Source organism: Marinifilum sp. D737, from assembly GCF_026672275.1.
Classification (GTDB): Bacteria; Bacteroidota; Bacteroidia; order Bacteroidales; family Marinifilaceae; genus Marinifilum.
Genome location: NZ_JANQCD010000012.1, coordinates 1 through 16,035, shown reverse-complemented (window position 1 = coordinate 16,035; position 16,035 = coordinate 1). Strand labels below are relative to the sequence as shown.

Annotated in this window: 10 protein-coding genes; 7 read left to right on the top strand and 3 right to left on the bottom strand. The window is 35.5% G+C overall.

The window, feature by feature from the left end:
- Entirely contained in the window at nucleotides 1-3,459 is a 3,459-nt protein-coding gene (locus NQ163_RS08985; RefSeq protein WP_268190014.1) for a PEP/pyruvate-binding domain-containing protein, read from the bottom strand.
- Nucleotides 3,460-4,116: 657 nt separating this feature from the next.
- Between NQ163_RS08985 and gdhA the strand changes: the two genes are divergently transcribed.
- The 7 genes from gdhA (at nucleotide 4,117) to NQ163_RS08950 (ending at nucleotide 12,304) form a co-directional block, all read left to right on the top strand.
- Nucleotides 4,117-5,472, top strand: a complete 1,356-nt coding sequence (gene gdhA, locus NQ163_RS08980; protein ID WP_326493321.1) for an NADP-specific glutamate dehydrogenase — start codon at nucleotides 4,117-4,119, stop codon at nucleotides 5,470-5,472.
- Between the two features lie 400 nt (nucleotides 5,473-5,872).
- The gene (locus tag NQ163_RS08975) at nucleotides 5,873-6,763 is read left to right on the top strand and encodes a CPBP family intramembrane glutamic endopeptidase (RefSeq protein ID WP_268190013.1); all 891 of its coding nucleotides are present in this window, start codon (nucleotides 5,873-5,875) and stop codon (nucleotides 6,761-6,763) included.
- A 4-nt stretch (nucleotides 6,764-6,767) separates the two neighbouring features.
- The gene (gene blaOXA, locus NQ163_RS08970) at nucleotides 6,768-7,571 is read left to right on the top strand and encodes a class D beta-lactamase (RefSeq protein ID WP_268190012.1); all 804 of its coding nucleotides are present in this window, start codon (nucleotides 6,768-6,770) and stop codon (nucleotides 7,569-7,571) included.
- 24 nt (nucleotides 7,572-7,595) lie between these two features.
- Complete coding sequence (locus NQ163_RS08965; RefSeq protein ID WP_268190011.1) at nucleotides 7,596-8,081, top strand: DUF2059 domain-containing protein; 486 nt, start codon at nucleotides 7,596-7,598, stop codon at nucleotides 8,079-8,081.
- A gap of 92 nt (nucleotides 8,082-8,173) precedes the next feature.
- Nucleotides 8,174-10,147, top strand: coding sequence for a Glu-tRNA(Gln) amidotransferase subunit GatE (gene gatE, locus NQ163_RS08960; RefSeq protein WP_268190010.1), 1,974 nt, complete (start codon nucleotides 8,174-8,176; stop codon nucleotides 10,145-10,147).
- Complete coding sequence (gene gatD / locus NQ163_RS08955) at nucleotides 10,147-11,529, top strand: Glu-tRNA(Gln) amidotransferase subunit GatD (protein WP_268190009.1); 1,383 nt, start codon at nucleotides 10,147-10,149, stop codon at nucleotides 11,527-11,529. The genes gatE and gatD overlap by 1 nt, the downstream gene beginning before the upstream one ends.
- A gap of 115 nt (nucleotides 11,530-11,644) precedes the next feature.
- Nucleotides 11,645-12,304: an NUDIX hydrolase gene (locus NQ163_RS08950; protein WP_268190008.1), complete on the top strand. Its 660-nt coding sequence runs from the start codon at nucleotides 11,645-11,647 to the stop codon at nucleotides 12,302-12,304.
- Here the strand turns inward: NQ163_RS08950 and NQ163_RS08945 are convergent.
- Nucleotides 12,281-13,612 (bottom strand): transglycosylase SLT domain-containing protein, encoded by a 1,332-nt coding sequence (locus tag NQ163_RS08945; protein WP_268190007.1) that lies wholly within the window; start codon nucleotides 13,610-13,612, stop codon nucleotides 12,281-12,283. The genes NQ163_RS08950 and NQ163_RS08945 overlap by 24 nt on opposite strands.
- Before the next feature lie 187 nt (nucleotides 13,613-13,799).
- Nucleotides 13,800-15,773 carry a putative porin gene (locus NQ163_RS08940; protein WP_268190006.1) on the bottom strand — a complete coding sequence of 658 codons (1,974 nt, stop codon included), beginning with the start codon at nucleotides 15,771-15,773 and terminating at the stop codon, nucleotides 13,800-13,802.
- Nucleotides 15,774-16,035: the final 262 nt, after the last annotated feature.

The window sequence follows — 16,035 nt, the reverse complement described above, 5'->3', positions numbered from 1 at the left end:
CTATTTCTGCCAACTGGCAACTGCCAATCTCTTTTTACCATCCATTTTAATACTTAATGGCTTGGCAAAACGTACATGCTTAACCGCACCATATTCAGCTATCAAATCCTGTTTTCCGAGCAGTTCATAATCCACAAATGAAGTTTCTGAATGATGATGAACAGAACAATAGCCAATATTCATTGATGTTACATTATGGAAAAAGTGTGAACCTGATGAAGCCTCCAAAGGGTAATCTGCAAAGCTGGTTTCTACAATCAGTTTTGCATTTGATATATCGTTCCATTTCACAGGTATTCCAATCCATTTGTCTCTTGTTCCCCATCTTCCCGGACCAACCAGCACATAGTTCTTATTTTGCAATCGCATTTTCTCATTCACCGAAGAAATAATTGATGCAATTTCAGGGGTCATTTCCTTTTTAAATAATTCAGGAGCCACATAAATTACATCGCATACCGTATCAATCAGACCATTTCCCATACTCATTTCAGAAAGTAACATCAACCTGTTTCGATCAATCTCTTCCAAATCAACATTATAATCATCAACATTTCCGATTAAAGGTTTTATTTGCAGTAAATAAAAAGATGCCTTTCCTTTTTTATCTTTGGTCAAATCAACTGCAAATTCAATTTCTATTGGCGACCCCATTGCCTCTTTCACGATATCCAAAACCAATTCTATTGTCTTTGCCAATGGAATGTAGTCGTACTTCAGAATATTGGCAAAATTTACAATTCGCGGTCCATAAGCATCTAGTCCTGGACTAATGGTATCATTAACCGAATTGTAAACCGATGCACAATGGGTAAGATTACCGTGTTCTTCTGCATCATCAATTTCCAGTCGAATTAAACCTGCTGTTTCTCCCTCCAGTAAGTCCACATCTTTCTTCTTCAGGTCAACTGCATAAAATTCAACCTGCGAATTTTTGAACTGATCTTTAGGCGAATTGTTCTCGATAGTTGGAAAAACCGGAGAAAACCTGCAGGCCTTTTCTCCATCCACTACATATTTTCCCAAACCTACAGCAATTACAGCATAGCCTTCTTCAGGTTTCATGTGTCCGTAAGGATAATAATTGTAGGATTGTGCTACGCCTGAAATATGTGGATAAAAAGTATCTTCATAACGATTACCTACTACTTCCTGAATAACAACAGCCATCTTCTCCTCTTCAAGTTTGTAATTTAAAGCCTGAACGTTAGCACGTGATTCCTCAGAAAAAATAGAAGCATAAACCAGTTTTATGGCATCGGTAACTTGTTTTACCCTTTCATTCAAATCCGGATGATTGTTAGGAACCAAATAGGTTTGAAAAACTCCGGCCACAGGCTGCAATAAAGAATCTTCAAATAAGCCAGAAGAACGAATGGCCAATGGTTGATCAAAATTCATCAACATGATCCTGATTTTCTGCACCAACCTTAAGGTAAGATCAGAAGCCAGGAACAAACGCTGTACCTCCTTATAATCAGGCAAATCTTTGGTTCTATCCAATAAATTATTTCTATCGATAAACGATTCATATTCGTCAACACCAATTACTGCAGTCATTGGAGCTTTTATATTGATATCCTTTATGTATCGACTCAAGTCAAGATTAAAAAGCATTGAATTAATAAAAGCCAATCCTCTTCCCTTTCCTCCCAATGAACCTGTTGAAAGGGTCACGATATTATTGGCATTAAGCACTTGATCGGAATTGAACTCAACCACTTTACCCTTGTTCTTCTCATTCCTATAATTCTGAATCACATTAATCAGGTAGTCGCGCACATCTTCGGCCGATTTAAAATCACCTATATTGTAGGGAGCAATCATTTTTGCAACACGTATCTCACCTCGCGCCATCAACCAAAGTGAGAAATGATTTTTATTGGCATGATAAACCAAAGACTCTGCAGGAATATGATACAAGTACTCTTCAAATTCCCTTAAAGATTTTGCCGTAGCAATTTCATTACCATCAGCATCTTTGTATACAAAATCGCCAAAACCCAAAAACTGTCGGATAAACAAGCGAATATCATGACGCAATGTTTCGGAATTTTTGTTGATAAAACTGCACTTTAAATTAAATGCATGAGCTGCATTGGTAACATCCGAAGATTGTAGGATTACAGGTAAATTTGGATATTCATCCTTAATTTCTTTAACCAATTGTATTCCGGCATCTTCTTCGAATACTCCTTCTTTTGGAAACTTTACATCAGAAATTAAGCACAACAAAAAATCTTTAAACTTGTAATAAATATTCATGGCCTCTTCGTAATTCGAAGCCAGCAAGATTTTCGGACGAGCTCTCAATCGAAGAATCTTGTATTGAGCATCAGTACTTACATCATCAATAATTCTTTGGGTTTGCGCCAATACACTCTGGTATAGCATTGGCATATAACGTGAATAGTATTTGGCGGAATCTTCCACCAGAAGAATTACACGCGAAAGCCCAATTTTGGTATCATTTTCTACATTTACTTTATCTTCCAATGATTTGATCATTGCAAAAAACACCTGCGATTCTCCGTTCCAAACGAAAATTTTATCTACCGTTTTAAGTTCGGTTCTTTGCTCTTCAAAAAGGGCAATATCCGCATCGTTGTTCAGCAGGAGGAAAATTGAGATGTATGGAAATTCACTTTTAATCTTTTCACTGTATTCTATTGGAGTTTTCTTATCCACCCCAACCATCAGAATAATCATATCGAAATGCTTGCTGTGCAATTGCTCCATGGTTTCCTCCAGGGTTGAAACTCCGGTTACACGAGGCATTGATGTCAAATTCAACTGTTGATATTCACCTGAAATCTGCTCAGCAAAACGCCCTTCTCTCTCAATACAATAAGCATCATACAAATTGGCCACCAGCAAAATCTCCTTCACCTTAAATGGCATTAAATCGTGATAAATATCCCGATCAGCATTATTCTTGTTTAGAAAATTTTGAAGCAGTTTCCTGTTGGTAACAGGTACGTATGGCCCAATAATTTCCTTTTTCGCTTCACTCTTATATTTTGCCTGTGATAAAAGCTGCTTTCCTGTTTCACTATTTATGTACCCAACAATAATGCTCGCAAGGTTCTCAACAAGATGCCTTTCCTCCTTTAAGAAAGGCCCTTCATCCAAACTTGGAAACTTTTTCACATAGCAAATCTCAATTCTTCCACTTTTGTTGTCTATGGTCATGAACTCCTGAGTCATGGTCCATTGCGATAATCGAAAACCAGAACTCAAATACTCTTGTCCATCGAAAATGATTCGTGCTACTGTAAATTCGGGATATTGCCATGCTTTAGGTAGAATAAAGCAGATCTGTTGCAGGGTATCTTCAATAGATTTTCCTTCCTTTATTATTCCTGTAGTTTGATTTATTGCGGCTAATTCTTTTAGTCTTTCAATATTCTCCGCAATAATTCTGTTAATTCCTTGATTTTTATCGGATTCTGAGTTCATAGGTTTAGGGCTTACGTAGATACAATAAAAATTAAGTGCCAAAATTCAATATTTAAGCACTAATAATGGGCTCTCTTAAATTTAATGAATTTAAACGAATTCTATCGACCTGTTATGTAACTAATTTAAACAGAATGAGGGGCTAACAAATATCCACCGCACTCAACGGGCATTGGAAGGTCAGGCTGCTTATGCGCAGAAAACTTTTAGAAAGAAGGGGAAGTTGAGAACTTTGTTCGAAAATCACCCCGCCGCACTTAAAGTTTTCAAGTAGAAGCAGTTTGAGCTTACACGCCCTAGATTTTTGGCCTACTTTTTCATCAATGGAACCGACCGAAGGGAGCTCATGAATACCTTTTAAAGAAATCATTTGATGAATAAAAAGTAGGAGCCCTCCGGCTTGAGGATTGCATGAATTTTCACCCCTTGATTCTAATTTAACCAACATCTTATTTATATAGAAAATTAAGATCTATAGCTGTCTAAGAGACTGAACTCAACTAAAAAATAAGCACACAACTTTTTAAATTTAATTCAAGATAACAGCTTGACCTTGAATGAATTCTTTCATACCTTTAATAGTGTAAGCGGTTATCCAAAAGGCTGTTTACGAATTGCACCAAGAATAAATCATGTCTAACTTAAACTTTTTGCATCATGACAACCATGTTCAAAGCCCCATCCAGCAAAGAATTTATGGATAATTTAATTGGTAGAACACCTGGTGAAGTTGAATTTCATCAAGCAGTTCACGAAGTTGTTGAATCCTTAATGCCATTTCTGGAAGAAAATCCTAAGTACAAAACAGCTAAAGTTCTTGAGCGTATTTCAGAACCCGAAAGAGTAATCATTTTTAGAGTTCCATGGGTTGACGATAAGGGAGAAATCCAGGTAAACAGAGGATATCGCATTGAGATGAATAGCGCAATTGGACCATACAAAGGAGGTCTGCGCTTTCACCCAACAGTAAATCTTGGAATTCTTAAATTTTTAGCTTTCGAACAAGTATTTAAGAACAGTTTAACTACACTGCCAATGGGTGGTGGTAAAGGAGGATCTGATTTTGATCCAAAACAAAAATCCGATGGTGAGGTAATGCGTTTCTGCCAAAGTTTTATGACAGAACTATCGAAACACATTGGACCAGACACCGACGTTCCTGCAGGAGATATTGGTGTTGGCGGACGTGAAATTGGATTCATGTTCGGTCAGTACAAAAGACTTCGCAACGAGTTTACCGGAGTTTTAACCGGAAAAGGTGCCGAATGGGGAGGAAGTTTAATTCGTCCTGAAGCTACTGGTTATGGTAATGTTTACTTTGCCGAAGAGATGCTTAATGCTAAAGGAGACAGTTTAAAAGGTAAAATTGTTACCGTTTCCGGATCTGGAAACGTAGCCCAGTTCACGGTTGAAAAAGTAAATGAACTAGGTGGTAAAGTTGTTACTCTTTCCGATTCTTCGGGATTTATTTATGATCCGGATGGAATTGATGAAGAAAAATTGACCTATGTAATGCGTTTGAAGAATGTTAAACGCGGAAGAATTGAAGAATATGCTAAAAAGTACAAGGTAGGTTATTTCCCAGGAGAAAGACCATGGGGAGTAAAATGTGATGTTGCCTTACCAAGTGCTACTCAAAATGAAATTAACGAGGAAGAAGCTAAAACTCTGATTGAAAATGGTTGTATTTGTGTTTCCGAAGGAGCTAATATGCCATCTACACCAGAAGCCATAGAGGTTTATTTGGAAAATGAAATTCTATTTGGACCGGGTAAAGCTGCCAATGCTGGTGGAGTTGCTGTTTCAGGACTGGAAATGTCGCAAAATGCAATGCGCATAAGTTGGACTCGTGATGAAGTTGACAATCATTTGAAACGCATCATGAAAGACATTCATTCAACTTGTACTAAGTATGGTAAAACTTCGAATGGATTTGTAAACTACGTAAATGGAGCAAATATTGGCGGATTCGTGAAAGTTGCGAATGCCATGATTGCACAAGGAATCGTATAATTCGATTTGTAACATTAAAAATTAAGCTTGCTTCATATACGAAGCAGGCTTTTTTTTTGAAAGCCTTAAAAAGTTTAAATATTGAAAAAAGTAAAAAATTGTGAAATTCAAAGACCAATGTAGTTAAGCACAATACAGGTAGATCTAATTCCCCATTCACACTCCTGATAACTATCGGGATACTAAAAACTTTCATTTCTGTTGATGATTCTCATTACAAACATTGATAATATCCTTATCAAATAATAAAGGTATAAGAAAACGAATGACATTTAGGAATTATCGCATTTCAAATTTTACCTGATTATTGTTTCAGATCCAAATGTATTTCTTAAGTATAAACTGATATGTTTAGAATTATTCTGTTAATTTTAAACAGCTTAATTAAATCACATACAAAATGAACCAAATCAATTCAAAACCAGCGATCAAACAAGGGTGGCTACGTGCAATTCTAATAATAATTCCATTCATAATATTTACAATTACATTCCTAATATTAGGAAAAGTTATAAGCAACTTAATTATTGAGTCACTTATAAATAAATCCATTGCGGATGAATCAGTTCTTTCCCAATGTAAAAAATTATTCACTCAACTTTTTGGTTTTATTGGCACATTGCTTATTGTTTGGATATTCACAAAGTTCATTGATCGAAAAAAAATTGTTGATCTGGGATTTTCAATACAGAATAGAGCAAAAGACATAATTTACGGTCTCCTAGCAGGTTCATTGTTAATAGGAATAGGATTTGGAGTATTATGGATAAATGGTAATCTAAGTATCACAAATATTAATTTTAATCTCTTCAATTTATTTCAAAGTGTTCTTATTTACTGTCTTGTTTCTCTAAACGAAGAAATCATTGTTCGTGGCTATATTCTTCAAAACTTTATGGATTCGATGAACAGATATCTGGCCCTGGTTCTATCATCATTAATTTTTACGGCATTGCACTTATTGAATCCTAACGTATCGTTTTTAGGAGTGACAAATATCTTTCTTGCCGGAATTCTCTTGGGAATTGGGTACATTTTCACCAAAAACTTATGGTTTCCACTTGCCTTGCATTTTAGCTGGAACTTTTTCCAAGGACCAATTTTTGGTTTCGAAGTAAGTGGAACAAAAAGCGATACTTTAATTTCTCAAACCATTACAGGCAATGAAATTCTTACCGGAGGTAATTTCGGTTTTGAGGGTTCCTTACTTGCCAGCATACTTTGTACAGCATGTATTGTTTTATTCTGGTTTACCTATAAAAAGCAGGATTATAAACTGTTAAAAGCTTAAGGCTATGAAAAAGGTTCTATTCTTATTCCTATCAGTTATACTCTTTTCTTGTACAAAGCAACAAGAATCCATTCTTGATGCATACAAAGCAAATGCCCTACAAGAAATATTCGAACAGGCAAACGTGAATGGTTGTTTTATTATTCATGATTTTAAAAATAATAAATCACTGGCATACAATCCTGCACGATTGGATTCTGCCTTCCTTCCCGCATCCACCTTTAAAATCATTAATTCGATGATTGCACTGGAAACAGAAGTAATTAAAGACGAAAATGAGATAATTAAATGGGATGGAAAAAAACGTTTTATTGAATCGTGGAATCAGGATCATAACCTGGCATCCGGAATAAAAAATTCTGTTGTTTGGTTTTACCAGGATTTGGCAAGACAAATTGGTGAAAAGCGAATGAAATATTGGGTTGAAAAAGCTGATTACGGAAACAAAAACATTGGAGGAAAAATTGATCTTTTCTGGTTGAATGGAGATATCCGAATCACGCCTAATCAACAAATTGATTTCCTAAAAAGATTGTATTTAAACCAATTGCCCTTTCAAAAGAAAAATCAGGAAACTGTAAAGAAGATTTTACTTGTAGAACAAACAGATGAGTATTCAATTAGAGCCAAAACAGGATGGGCGGCACGCATCGAACAAGAAATTGGTTGGTATGTCGGTTATCTTGAAAACAAGGAAAATGTCTACTTTTTTGCCTTAAATATGGATATCAATTCATCAGATGAAGCCAAATATCGGAAACAAATAACAACAGATATTCTAAAAGTTTTAAATTTGACAAGGGAATAACCTACTAAACCAAAATACAAAGCAATGAAAATCATAGGGACCAAGGTACTTTTATTGATGCTACTCTTTACAGCGAGCACTTGTTTTGCCAATCAAGGTGCAAATGACGATGAATATGCAAAAGATGTAAAACATCTTTTTCAGGTAAATGGATCGGCAAATAGCTTCAAACAATCAATCAAAACCATGATTGAACATTTTAAATCGCAAGAATCAAATATTCCGGCAAGTTATTGGGAAAAAACAGAAGCTGAATTTTTAAAAACTTCTTTTGATGATTTATATGATATGATTGTTCCCATTTACCGAAAAAATCTAACACACGAAGATGTAAAAGCAATGATTGCTTTTTTTGAATCGGATGCTGGCAGAAGAATTGCTCAAAAAATTCCTGCTATTACAGCAGAAAGTATGCAGGTCGGAATGATCTGGGGGCAAGAAGTCGGAAGAAGAATTCATGAAGACATACAAAGCAAGGGATTTAAAATAAGATTACCATTTACGCCATAATTTTATATGAGTTTTAGATTGTAAACCTGTCATTTATCATTTCTTGTACCATGAATAATATGTACTTTTTAGGGTTACTAATTTAACCCGAAATGAGTACTAAAATTACACCCAAACAAAACTATGAACTCACCCGACAACAAATTGGCTATGTAGACAGAAGGCTCGCCACGCCTGAAGACTATCGTAGAATTGGATTTAAGTCGGGTTTAGAAGTTCATCAACAACTTGCCACAAAAGAGAAGTTGTTTTGCCATTGCCCTTGCGGCGTATTTCAAAAAAACGGAGATTACGATGCCGAAGTAATTCGCCACATGCGTCCTGCCATGAGCGAATTAGGTGGATACGATGGAACAGCTCTTATGGAATTTAAAACCCGTAAGAACATCATTTATCGAATCAACAACGAAACTGCATGTACCTACGAAGTTGATGATACTCCTCCATTTAAAATTAACCCGGAAGCTTTAGAAATTGCTCTAAAAATATCTTTGCTTAGCAAACTAAATGTGGTTGGCGAAGTTCACATCACCCGAAAGCAATATTTGGATGGAAGTATTCCTACAGGATTTCAACGTACGGCAATTCTTGGCGTAAATGGCCATATTCAACTCCGAAATAAAAAGGTAAACCTGATACAACTTAGTATAGAAGAGGATTCTTGCCGAGAGATTGCGGATATTGGCCACGAAAGATGGTACAAAACCGATCGTTTGGGAATGCCTCTAATCGAAACCGTTACTGCTCCGGAACTAGTAAGCCCAGATGAATTAAGAGAAGCTGCTGAATACATTCGTTTCTTAAACAGAAGCACCGGTTTGGTTCGGACAGGAATGGGTGCCGGACGCGAAGATGTAAATGTAAGTTGCCGAGGTGGTTCCAGAGTAGAAATAAAAGGAGTCGCTCACAACAAATGGATTCCAGAACTTTCTCACAACGAAGCATTCCGTCAATGGGCTTTGTTACATATCCGAAAACTATTATTAGAGAGAATCAAAAAGGAAAAGTGGCAAGTGAATCATATGGAATTGGATCCACATGAATTTCAATTTACTTACCTGCCATTGGTTGAATGCAAAGAGAAAAAGCATAAAATTATCGCCATCAATATCCCTGAATTCAAAGGTTTCTTTTCTCATTTCACGCAACCAGATCAAGTTTTTGCTGATGAAATCTCTCAAAGATTAAAAGTGATTGCTTGTATCGAAAAACCTAATATGCTTCATTCGGAGCAAGAAAATCTAAGCATTTCTGATCAGGATTTTGCTACGATTCGCACACATCTTAATGCAAAAAGTAATGATGCACAAATCATTATTTGGGGTCCGGAAGAGGACATGGAAACAGCTATAGAAACAGTGGTTGAACGTTGTGAAATGATTTTTGATGGAGTACCTAATGAAACCAGAAAATCACTTCCAAACGGTACAAGCATTTTCGAAAGAGTACTTCCTGGCGCCGATAGAATGTATCCTGATACTGATTCCTGTCCAATTCCATTATCAGATGAATATATTGAAAAATTAGGGAAAGATTTACCTCAAGATATTTCTGAAAGAATAGAATTACTTAGCAAATGGGGAGTACCTGCCGATGCTTACCATTTCATTTTAAGTAAGAATATCTTCCCCATAATTGAAGAGGTTTGCGAACGCTTTAAATTCGATCCTAAACGTGTTGCAATCTTCTTTGGCCATACCTACAAAAATATTATTGGAAAACAAAAGGCACATAATGATTTCAATTACCGAAAATTGATAGGACTATTTAAGTTCATACGAGAAAAAGGTCTGCACATTAATATTGCAAAATACCTACTTCCAATATTGTTCCAACATCCAAGCATGGAATTTAACTCTATGCTAACCGCTTTAAAATTTAAAAAGCGAAGCTTGGATGAATTGGCTGCTCCAATAGATTTCTTAGCAGAGAAATACCGTGATATCAGAAAAACAGATGATAAAGAAGAAGCTGCAAACTGGATTATGGGTCAACTTCACAAGCAAGCTATTGGCAATATTGAGTTAAGAGATTTAAGAGAAATCATCGATAAACGATTACAATAATGGAAGATCTTTTTCAAGGATATAAGGGTGATGCTCTGGAAACCCTCAAAAAGTATAATGTAAGAGTATGGGGAAAAACTCATATTGTAACAACCAGAGGTGAGTTTGATGGCACAATTTTACCACGTGCCGAAAATGATGACGATCAACATATCGTTTTAAAAATTGATACTGGCTATAACATTGGTATCAATATTACTACCATTAAGAAAATGAAGGAAACAGGCTATAAAAAAGCCAATTACAAAGTTCCTGAAAAAGAATTTCCTTACACCGAAGGACAGCCAAAGGTAAAATTATTTGGTACTGGCGGAACCATTGCTTCTCGCCTTGACTATAGAACCGGTGCGGTTATTCCAGCCTTTTCGCCAGGTGAATTGTATGGTTCTGTTCCCGAATTGGCAGACATCTGTAACTTAACTACCGAGAAAGTTTTTGCCGTATTCAGTGAGAACATGGGACCACAGCAATACATCTCTTTAGCCATTGCCATTGGCAAGGAAATAGAAAATGGAGTTGATGGAATCATTATTGCCCACGGAACCGATACACTTCACCATACAGCAGCTGCACTTACCTATATGGTACAGAATTTACCTGTACCCGTGGTTTTGGTTGGATCACAACGATCATCAGACAGACCTTCTTCTGATGCTGCTTTAAATTTAATGCATTCAGCAATTGCAGCAGGTCACGGCGATATAGCAGAAGTGATGGTGTGTATGTTTGGTCCTACTTCGGATGAGTATGGATTCCTTCACAGAGGCACAAGAGTTCGAAAAATGCATTCGAGTTACCGTTCCACTTTTAGGACATTAGGAGACACACCATTGGCAACCGTTACGCGAAAAGGTGTTAAGGCAATTAAGAAAAAATACAATCATCGCCGAAAGGATAAGAATGTTAAGATTCTTCCCTATTTCGAAGAAAAAGTAACCATCGTTTACTATTATCCGAACATGCAACCCGATGTAATCGATGCATTGGTTGATTGCGGATACAAAGGAATTATTATTGCAGGAACCGGACTTGGGCACGTTAACAAGCCAGTTTATCCTGCTTTAAAAAGAGCAGTTGAAAAAGGTGTTCATATATTTATGACTGTACAAACACTTTGGGGTTATACTCATATGTTTGTATATGATACAGGTAGAGATTTAATGGCAATGGGCGTAGTACCATTGGATAATATGTTACCTGAAGCTGCATATATTAAATTGGGTTGGGCTCTTGGTCAAACTAACGATAGACAAGAGGTTATCGATATCATGGAAACACCAATTAATGATGAAACCACGAAACGCGAACCATACAATGGATATTTACTTTACCAGGGAGGTGTACCTGAGGTAGAACAATTTGTTAAGAATTTTAGAAAATAATTTGAACCCGGCTAGTAGCCGGGTTTTTTAATGAATTTCCTTAAAGTTTAATCTTTTTTTTTCAGCTTGGGGAAACTTTATTTCTATCTTTAAGTAAGATTTGAAAAAGGATTATATGAGTTTATTAGATACAACATTTGATTTAGAACAATTCACACAACAATTAAATAATGAGCTAAATAATGGTCTTCCAGGATTTGGTGCTCAAAAAATAATGTCGCCTTCAATTCGTGAACATGCTCTAAAAACAAGTGATCCTTCTATTGCCAGAGACAGTAGTGTTCTATTACTCTTCTATCCGAAAGATGGTCAATTGTACCTTCCATTTATCAAGAGAACTTCGGGAAACACCAGTCATAGTGGCCAAATTAGTTTACCTGGTGGAAAGTATGAAGAGAGCGATTCCAACAGAACCGTTACTGCAATTCGTGAAACGAACGAAGAACTGGGTGTTGATTGCAAAAAAATTAAAATATTGGGATTCTTAACTGAATTGTATATTCCTGTAAGCAATTTTATGGTACTTCCTGTTTTAGGCTATTGCAAGCAACGACCTGATTTCAAAATGAACCCTTTTGAAGTGGAAGAAGTTATCGAAATGCCTGTACAGCAACTTCTATCTAAAGAAAATATTTCAAAATTTAGTTTTACCAAAAATGGTCTCACAATAAACGCCCCATATTTCAATGCCAAGGGACACAAAGTATGGGGAGCTACTGCAATGATTTTATCTGAATTACGAGAGGTATTCTTAAGAGCTGCTTTGATCCGTTAAAGCCATATTTTTGTAGTGCTTGTAGCGATCTAAGATCTTAATTACATACCAATAAGGTTCTTGTCCACGACAGTATCCATACTTTACCACCGGATCATTAAAGAATTCAGGCTTTGATTTATTCAATAAATAATAATCAACACTACCTTTCCATTGATCTGGGTTCTTACCATTCTTTTGCGCTAATCTTCGTGCATCAAGAATATGTCCCAAACCAACATTATACGAAGCCAATAAAAATTCTAACTTATCAGTTTTGTCTTCCAATGTTTTATCGAGTTTAGCCTCTAAATATTTTAAGTGCTTCACACCAGCCTCCACATTTTCCTGAGGAGTTGATAAAGAATCAACATCGTATCGATATGCTGTTTCAGGCATTAATTGCATCAAACCAAAAGCTCCAACCCACGAACGTGCTTTAGGATTAAAGTTTGATTCTTGATAAACCAAGGCCGATAACAATCTCCAATCCCAATCAATCAGTTTTGCATTTTTCTTTAGCAAATCATCATATTCAGATATCTTACCACTTTTTAAAGTAAAGTATTCACTTTGAAGCATCTCTTCAATTCTGCTACTTTTAAAATATTTTCTATAAATGATTCTGTATTCCCTTGTTTTCTGGAAATCAATCAACCACATATTAATATCTTTGGTAAGCTCATCGGTTCCTTTTCGCAAAGCCCATGCTAAATTTTGTGGCTCACTCAAATGTGTTCGAATATCAATATTTGGATAATAAGTCTGGTTCACCATTGCAACATTCTCGTCGGCAATCGTATAGGAAATTTCTCTATTTGCTACTTTAGAAATTAATTCCTCTACCTCCATTTGATCCACAGGAACAATCTGAATCTCATCATTTCCAGTATTCGATATTCTATTCAACCTTTCCTCAAACGAAGATCCTTTCGGGACGTGAATTTGCTTGCCAAATAATTGTGATTTTTCACTCACATATCCAACAGGACGAGTAGAATCATTAATTTGTATTAATACTTGACGTGATTGACTATGAGGTACAGTAAAGTTAAACCTCTCTACCCTATCTCCTGTCACTGCCAAATTCATACCTAGTAAATCAACATCACCACGTTCCAAAGCTTCAAAAGAAGAAACCAAATCATTACTTACCGTCAAATCAAGCTTAACATTTAAATGCTTAGCTAAAGCTCTCAGCATTTCATACTGAAAACCCATAGTTCTACCTTTGTAAATAAAATAGTTAGTAGAATTATAATCGGTAATCACTCTTAGTTTTCCACGCAGCTTTACATGCTTCAATTCTACGATGGGTTTCTCTTGCATTTGTAACTTCGCAAGCTTTCGTTGCTGGTTACAAGTTTGCAAAAACACCATGAAAATCAAAGGTATAAGTAGCTTTATGTATTTAAATTGCGACATAAAATTCTCCCTTCCTAATATTAAATTAGAAATAAACAGGTCTTAAACCAAGAATTATTTGATTTATCTTCTTGGTTCCTTTTAAGAATTCTTAATTGTAAAAAGTCCAAATTAATCCGTATTTCAGCATAGACGGATTGATTGGATAATGAAGTGCTGAAAAATAGTTTTTACTTCCAATAGAAGCGTTTGCATGCTCATACATGACAAATAAACGTGTCCTTTTTATTCTAAAATTAAAGTACACATTTACCTTAGGATAATCCCCCAGTTCCTTTTGATCCTGCAAAAAGAACTGCCCGGTAGCAGGCATATAATCCGGAGCGTAAAAACTTGTATTATAATGTATCGATACACCAGTTTGTATGCCTAATGCACCATTAAAGAATTCATTTTTATAATAGTTATTACTATAGATTGATAAAGTTGGAAGTGGCAAGACCTTCTCATTTGAACTATTTTGACCAACCAAGCTTTGGTTTAGATAAAAGTTCCCTAACTTGAAATTTTTCTGCAAATATCCTGTTAAAACAGAAATTCCACTACTGGCTTGTTCAGGTGTTGCCTGCAAACCAAAATAAGTGTAATTATCTATCTGACTGAAATTTGCACCAATTTTAAACCTATATTTCTTATTAAAATATTCTACACCAGCACGTAATTCAGTTTGTTTGTCAAGCTTTAAATCCCATTGCTGATGATTTCCGTAGTACTTCTCCATAATGTAATTTGGAGTAGTCGATTCCAATCTACCAGAAAGCTTAAAACCATGCCCGGAATTCTTTTCACCAAACCATTTTGTTAATTGATAATCCAAATCAAAATCATTTTGGCGATAGCCTTCGAACACAAATTTACCAACTGCTTTCCAGTTTACAGATTTTCCAGATAAACTAAATAAACTTGCAACAAGTTGATTATTGTGGATATTTTCATCCTTTTGCTGCCAAGCGTATTGAGATACATTTCTTCTAAGATTATATTTCAAGAACTCACTTTCGATACCAAATCTTGCTCCTAAGCGAATCCATTTGTTTTCATTCTCATTAAAAACAATTTGAAAAGTATTCTTAACCATTGCTTGTTCAACCTTATCAAAAGTTGAATTTTGATTCAAGAAAAAGTTAGGATAAAATTCTTTATTCAGATTTTCATCCTTAAACTGCCAACTATTTTTCCCGTAATTCAAAGTATATAATAAATCAATAGCATACGAATAAGTTGTATCTTTTTCGATTACTATTTCTCTTTCCTTACCAATACCATAGGAATGATTCATAAACAAATTAAAATTTGTCAATTTCGATTTCCCTTCGGTTAAATTTATTTGGATATTTTCAGGTTCTTCATCACCATCGGTAACTAAATCGTCGTTAACAACACCACCATTTTCATTTGCACTGATGCGGTTCATATTTAAAACCAGATTCATTCCATAATTTCTCTTCTTGTAACTCGAGAAAACAGTTAGGTCGTATAATTTAGTCCTCTGATTCTGATACTGACCATCACTTGAAATTAAATCGTATTTAATACCAAAGTTCCAATTAGGTGAAATATTTTGTGTTTGCAGAACCTTTAATAAGTTTTCCGATTGTCCTTTTGGTCCACCAGTTTCATAAAATAACCTGGTGTATGGAGTGGTTGTATTAAAATAAACAATATCCTCAGGTTTGTCCATATAAGCTCTATACGCATCGAAAAATAAAAACTCATCTTTTTCCCTATCGATGTAAATATTGCTTTGATAAGCCGCTCCTAAATTTCCCAAATATGAATTAGAAATACTTCTTCGATAGATCGGATTGTAATTTTGGATTTCTCCGAGTACTGTATCCAATTTGAATTCTTTCACCGAAGAATTCATATCTGTAAGTTTCCAGGTTTTGATTACAGATTCAACATTGTAACCCAGACTATCCAACATCTTAGAATCATCGTTCTTTGATTTTTGAGACATTGATTTTCCATCAGGTCCAATGCTAGCACCAGATAATTTTCTTTGTGCAAAAGAAATGGTGCTTAGTCCAAATACAAGAGCTAATATTATGAAATATTGTTTCATAGCGTACAAAGATATACAAACTGAGACGAACTTAAACAGAATGTTTGAAAATATAGGTTAAAAAACCTTAAGCGTGAGTTAATGAATCTAAATTCAAGGTAAGCGGAAGCTTGTTAAAACTTCAAGTATTGTTATTTAGATATTGATTTATAAAAATCAGAGCATATAAAAAAGAGTCTCACTCCTCTTGGAATAAGACTCTTTTAAAGGTTGGCGTCGACCTACTCTCCCACATTTCTGCAGTACCATCGGCGCTAACGGG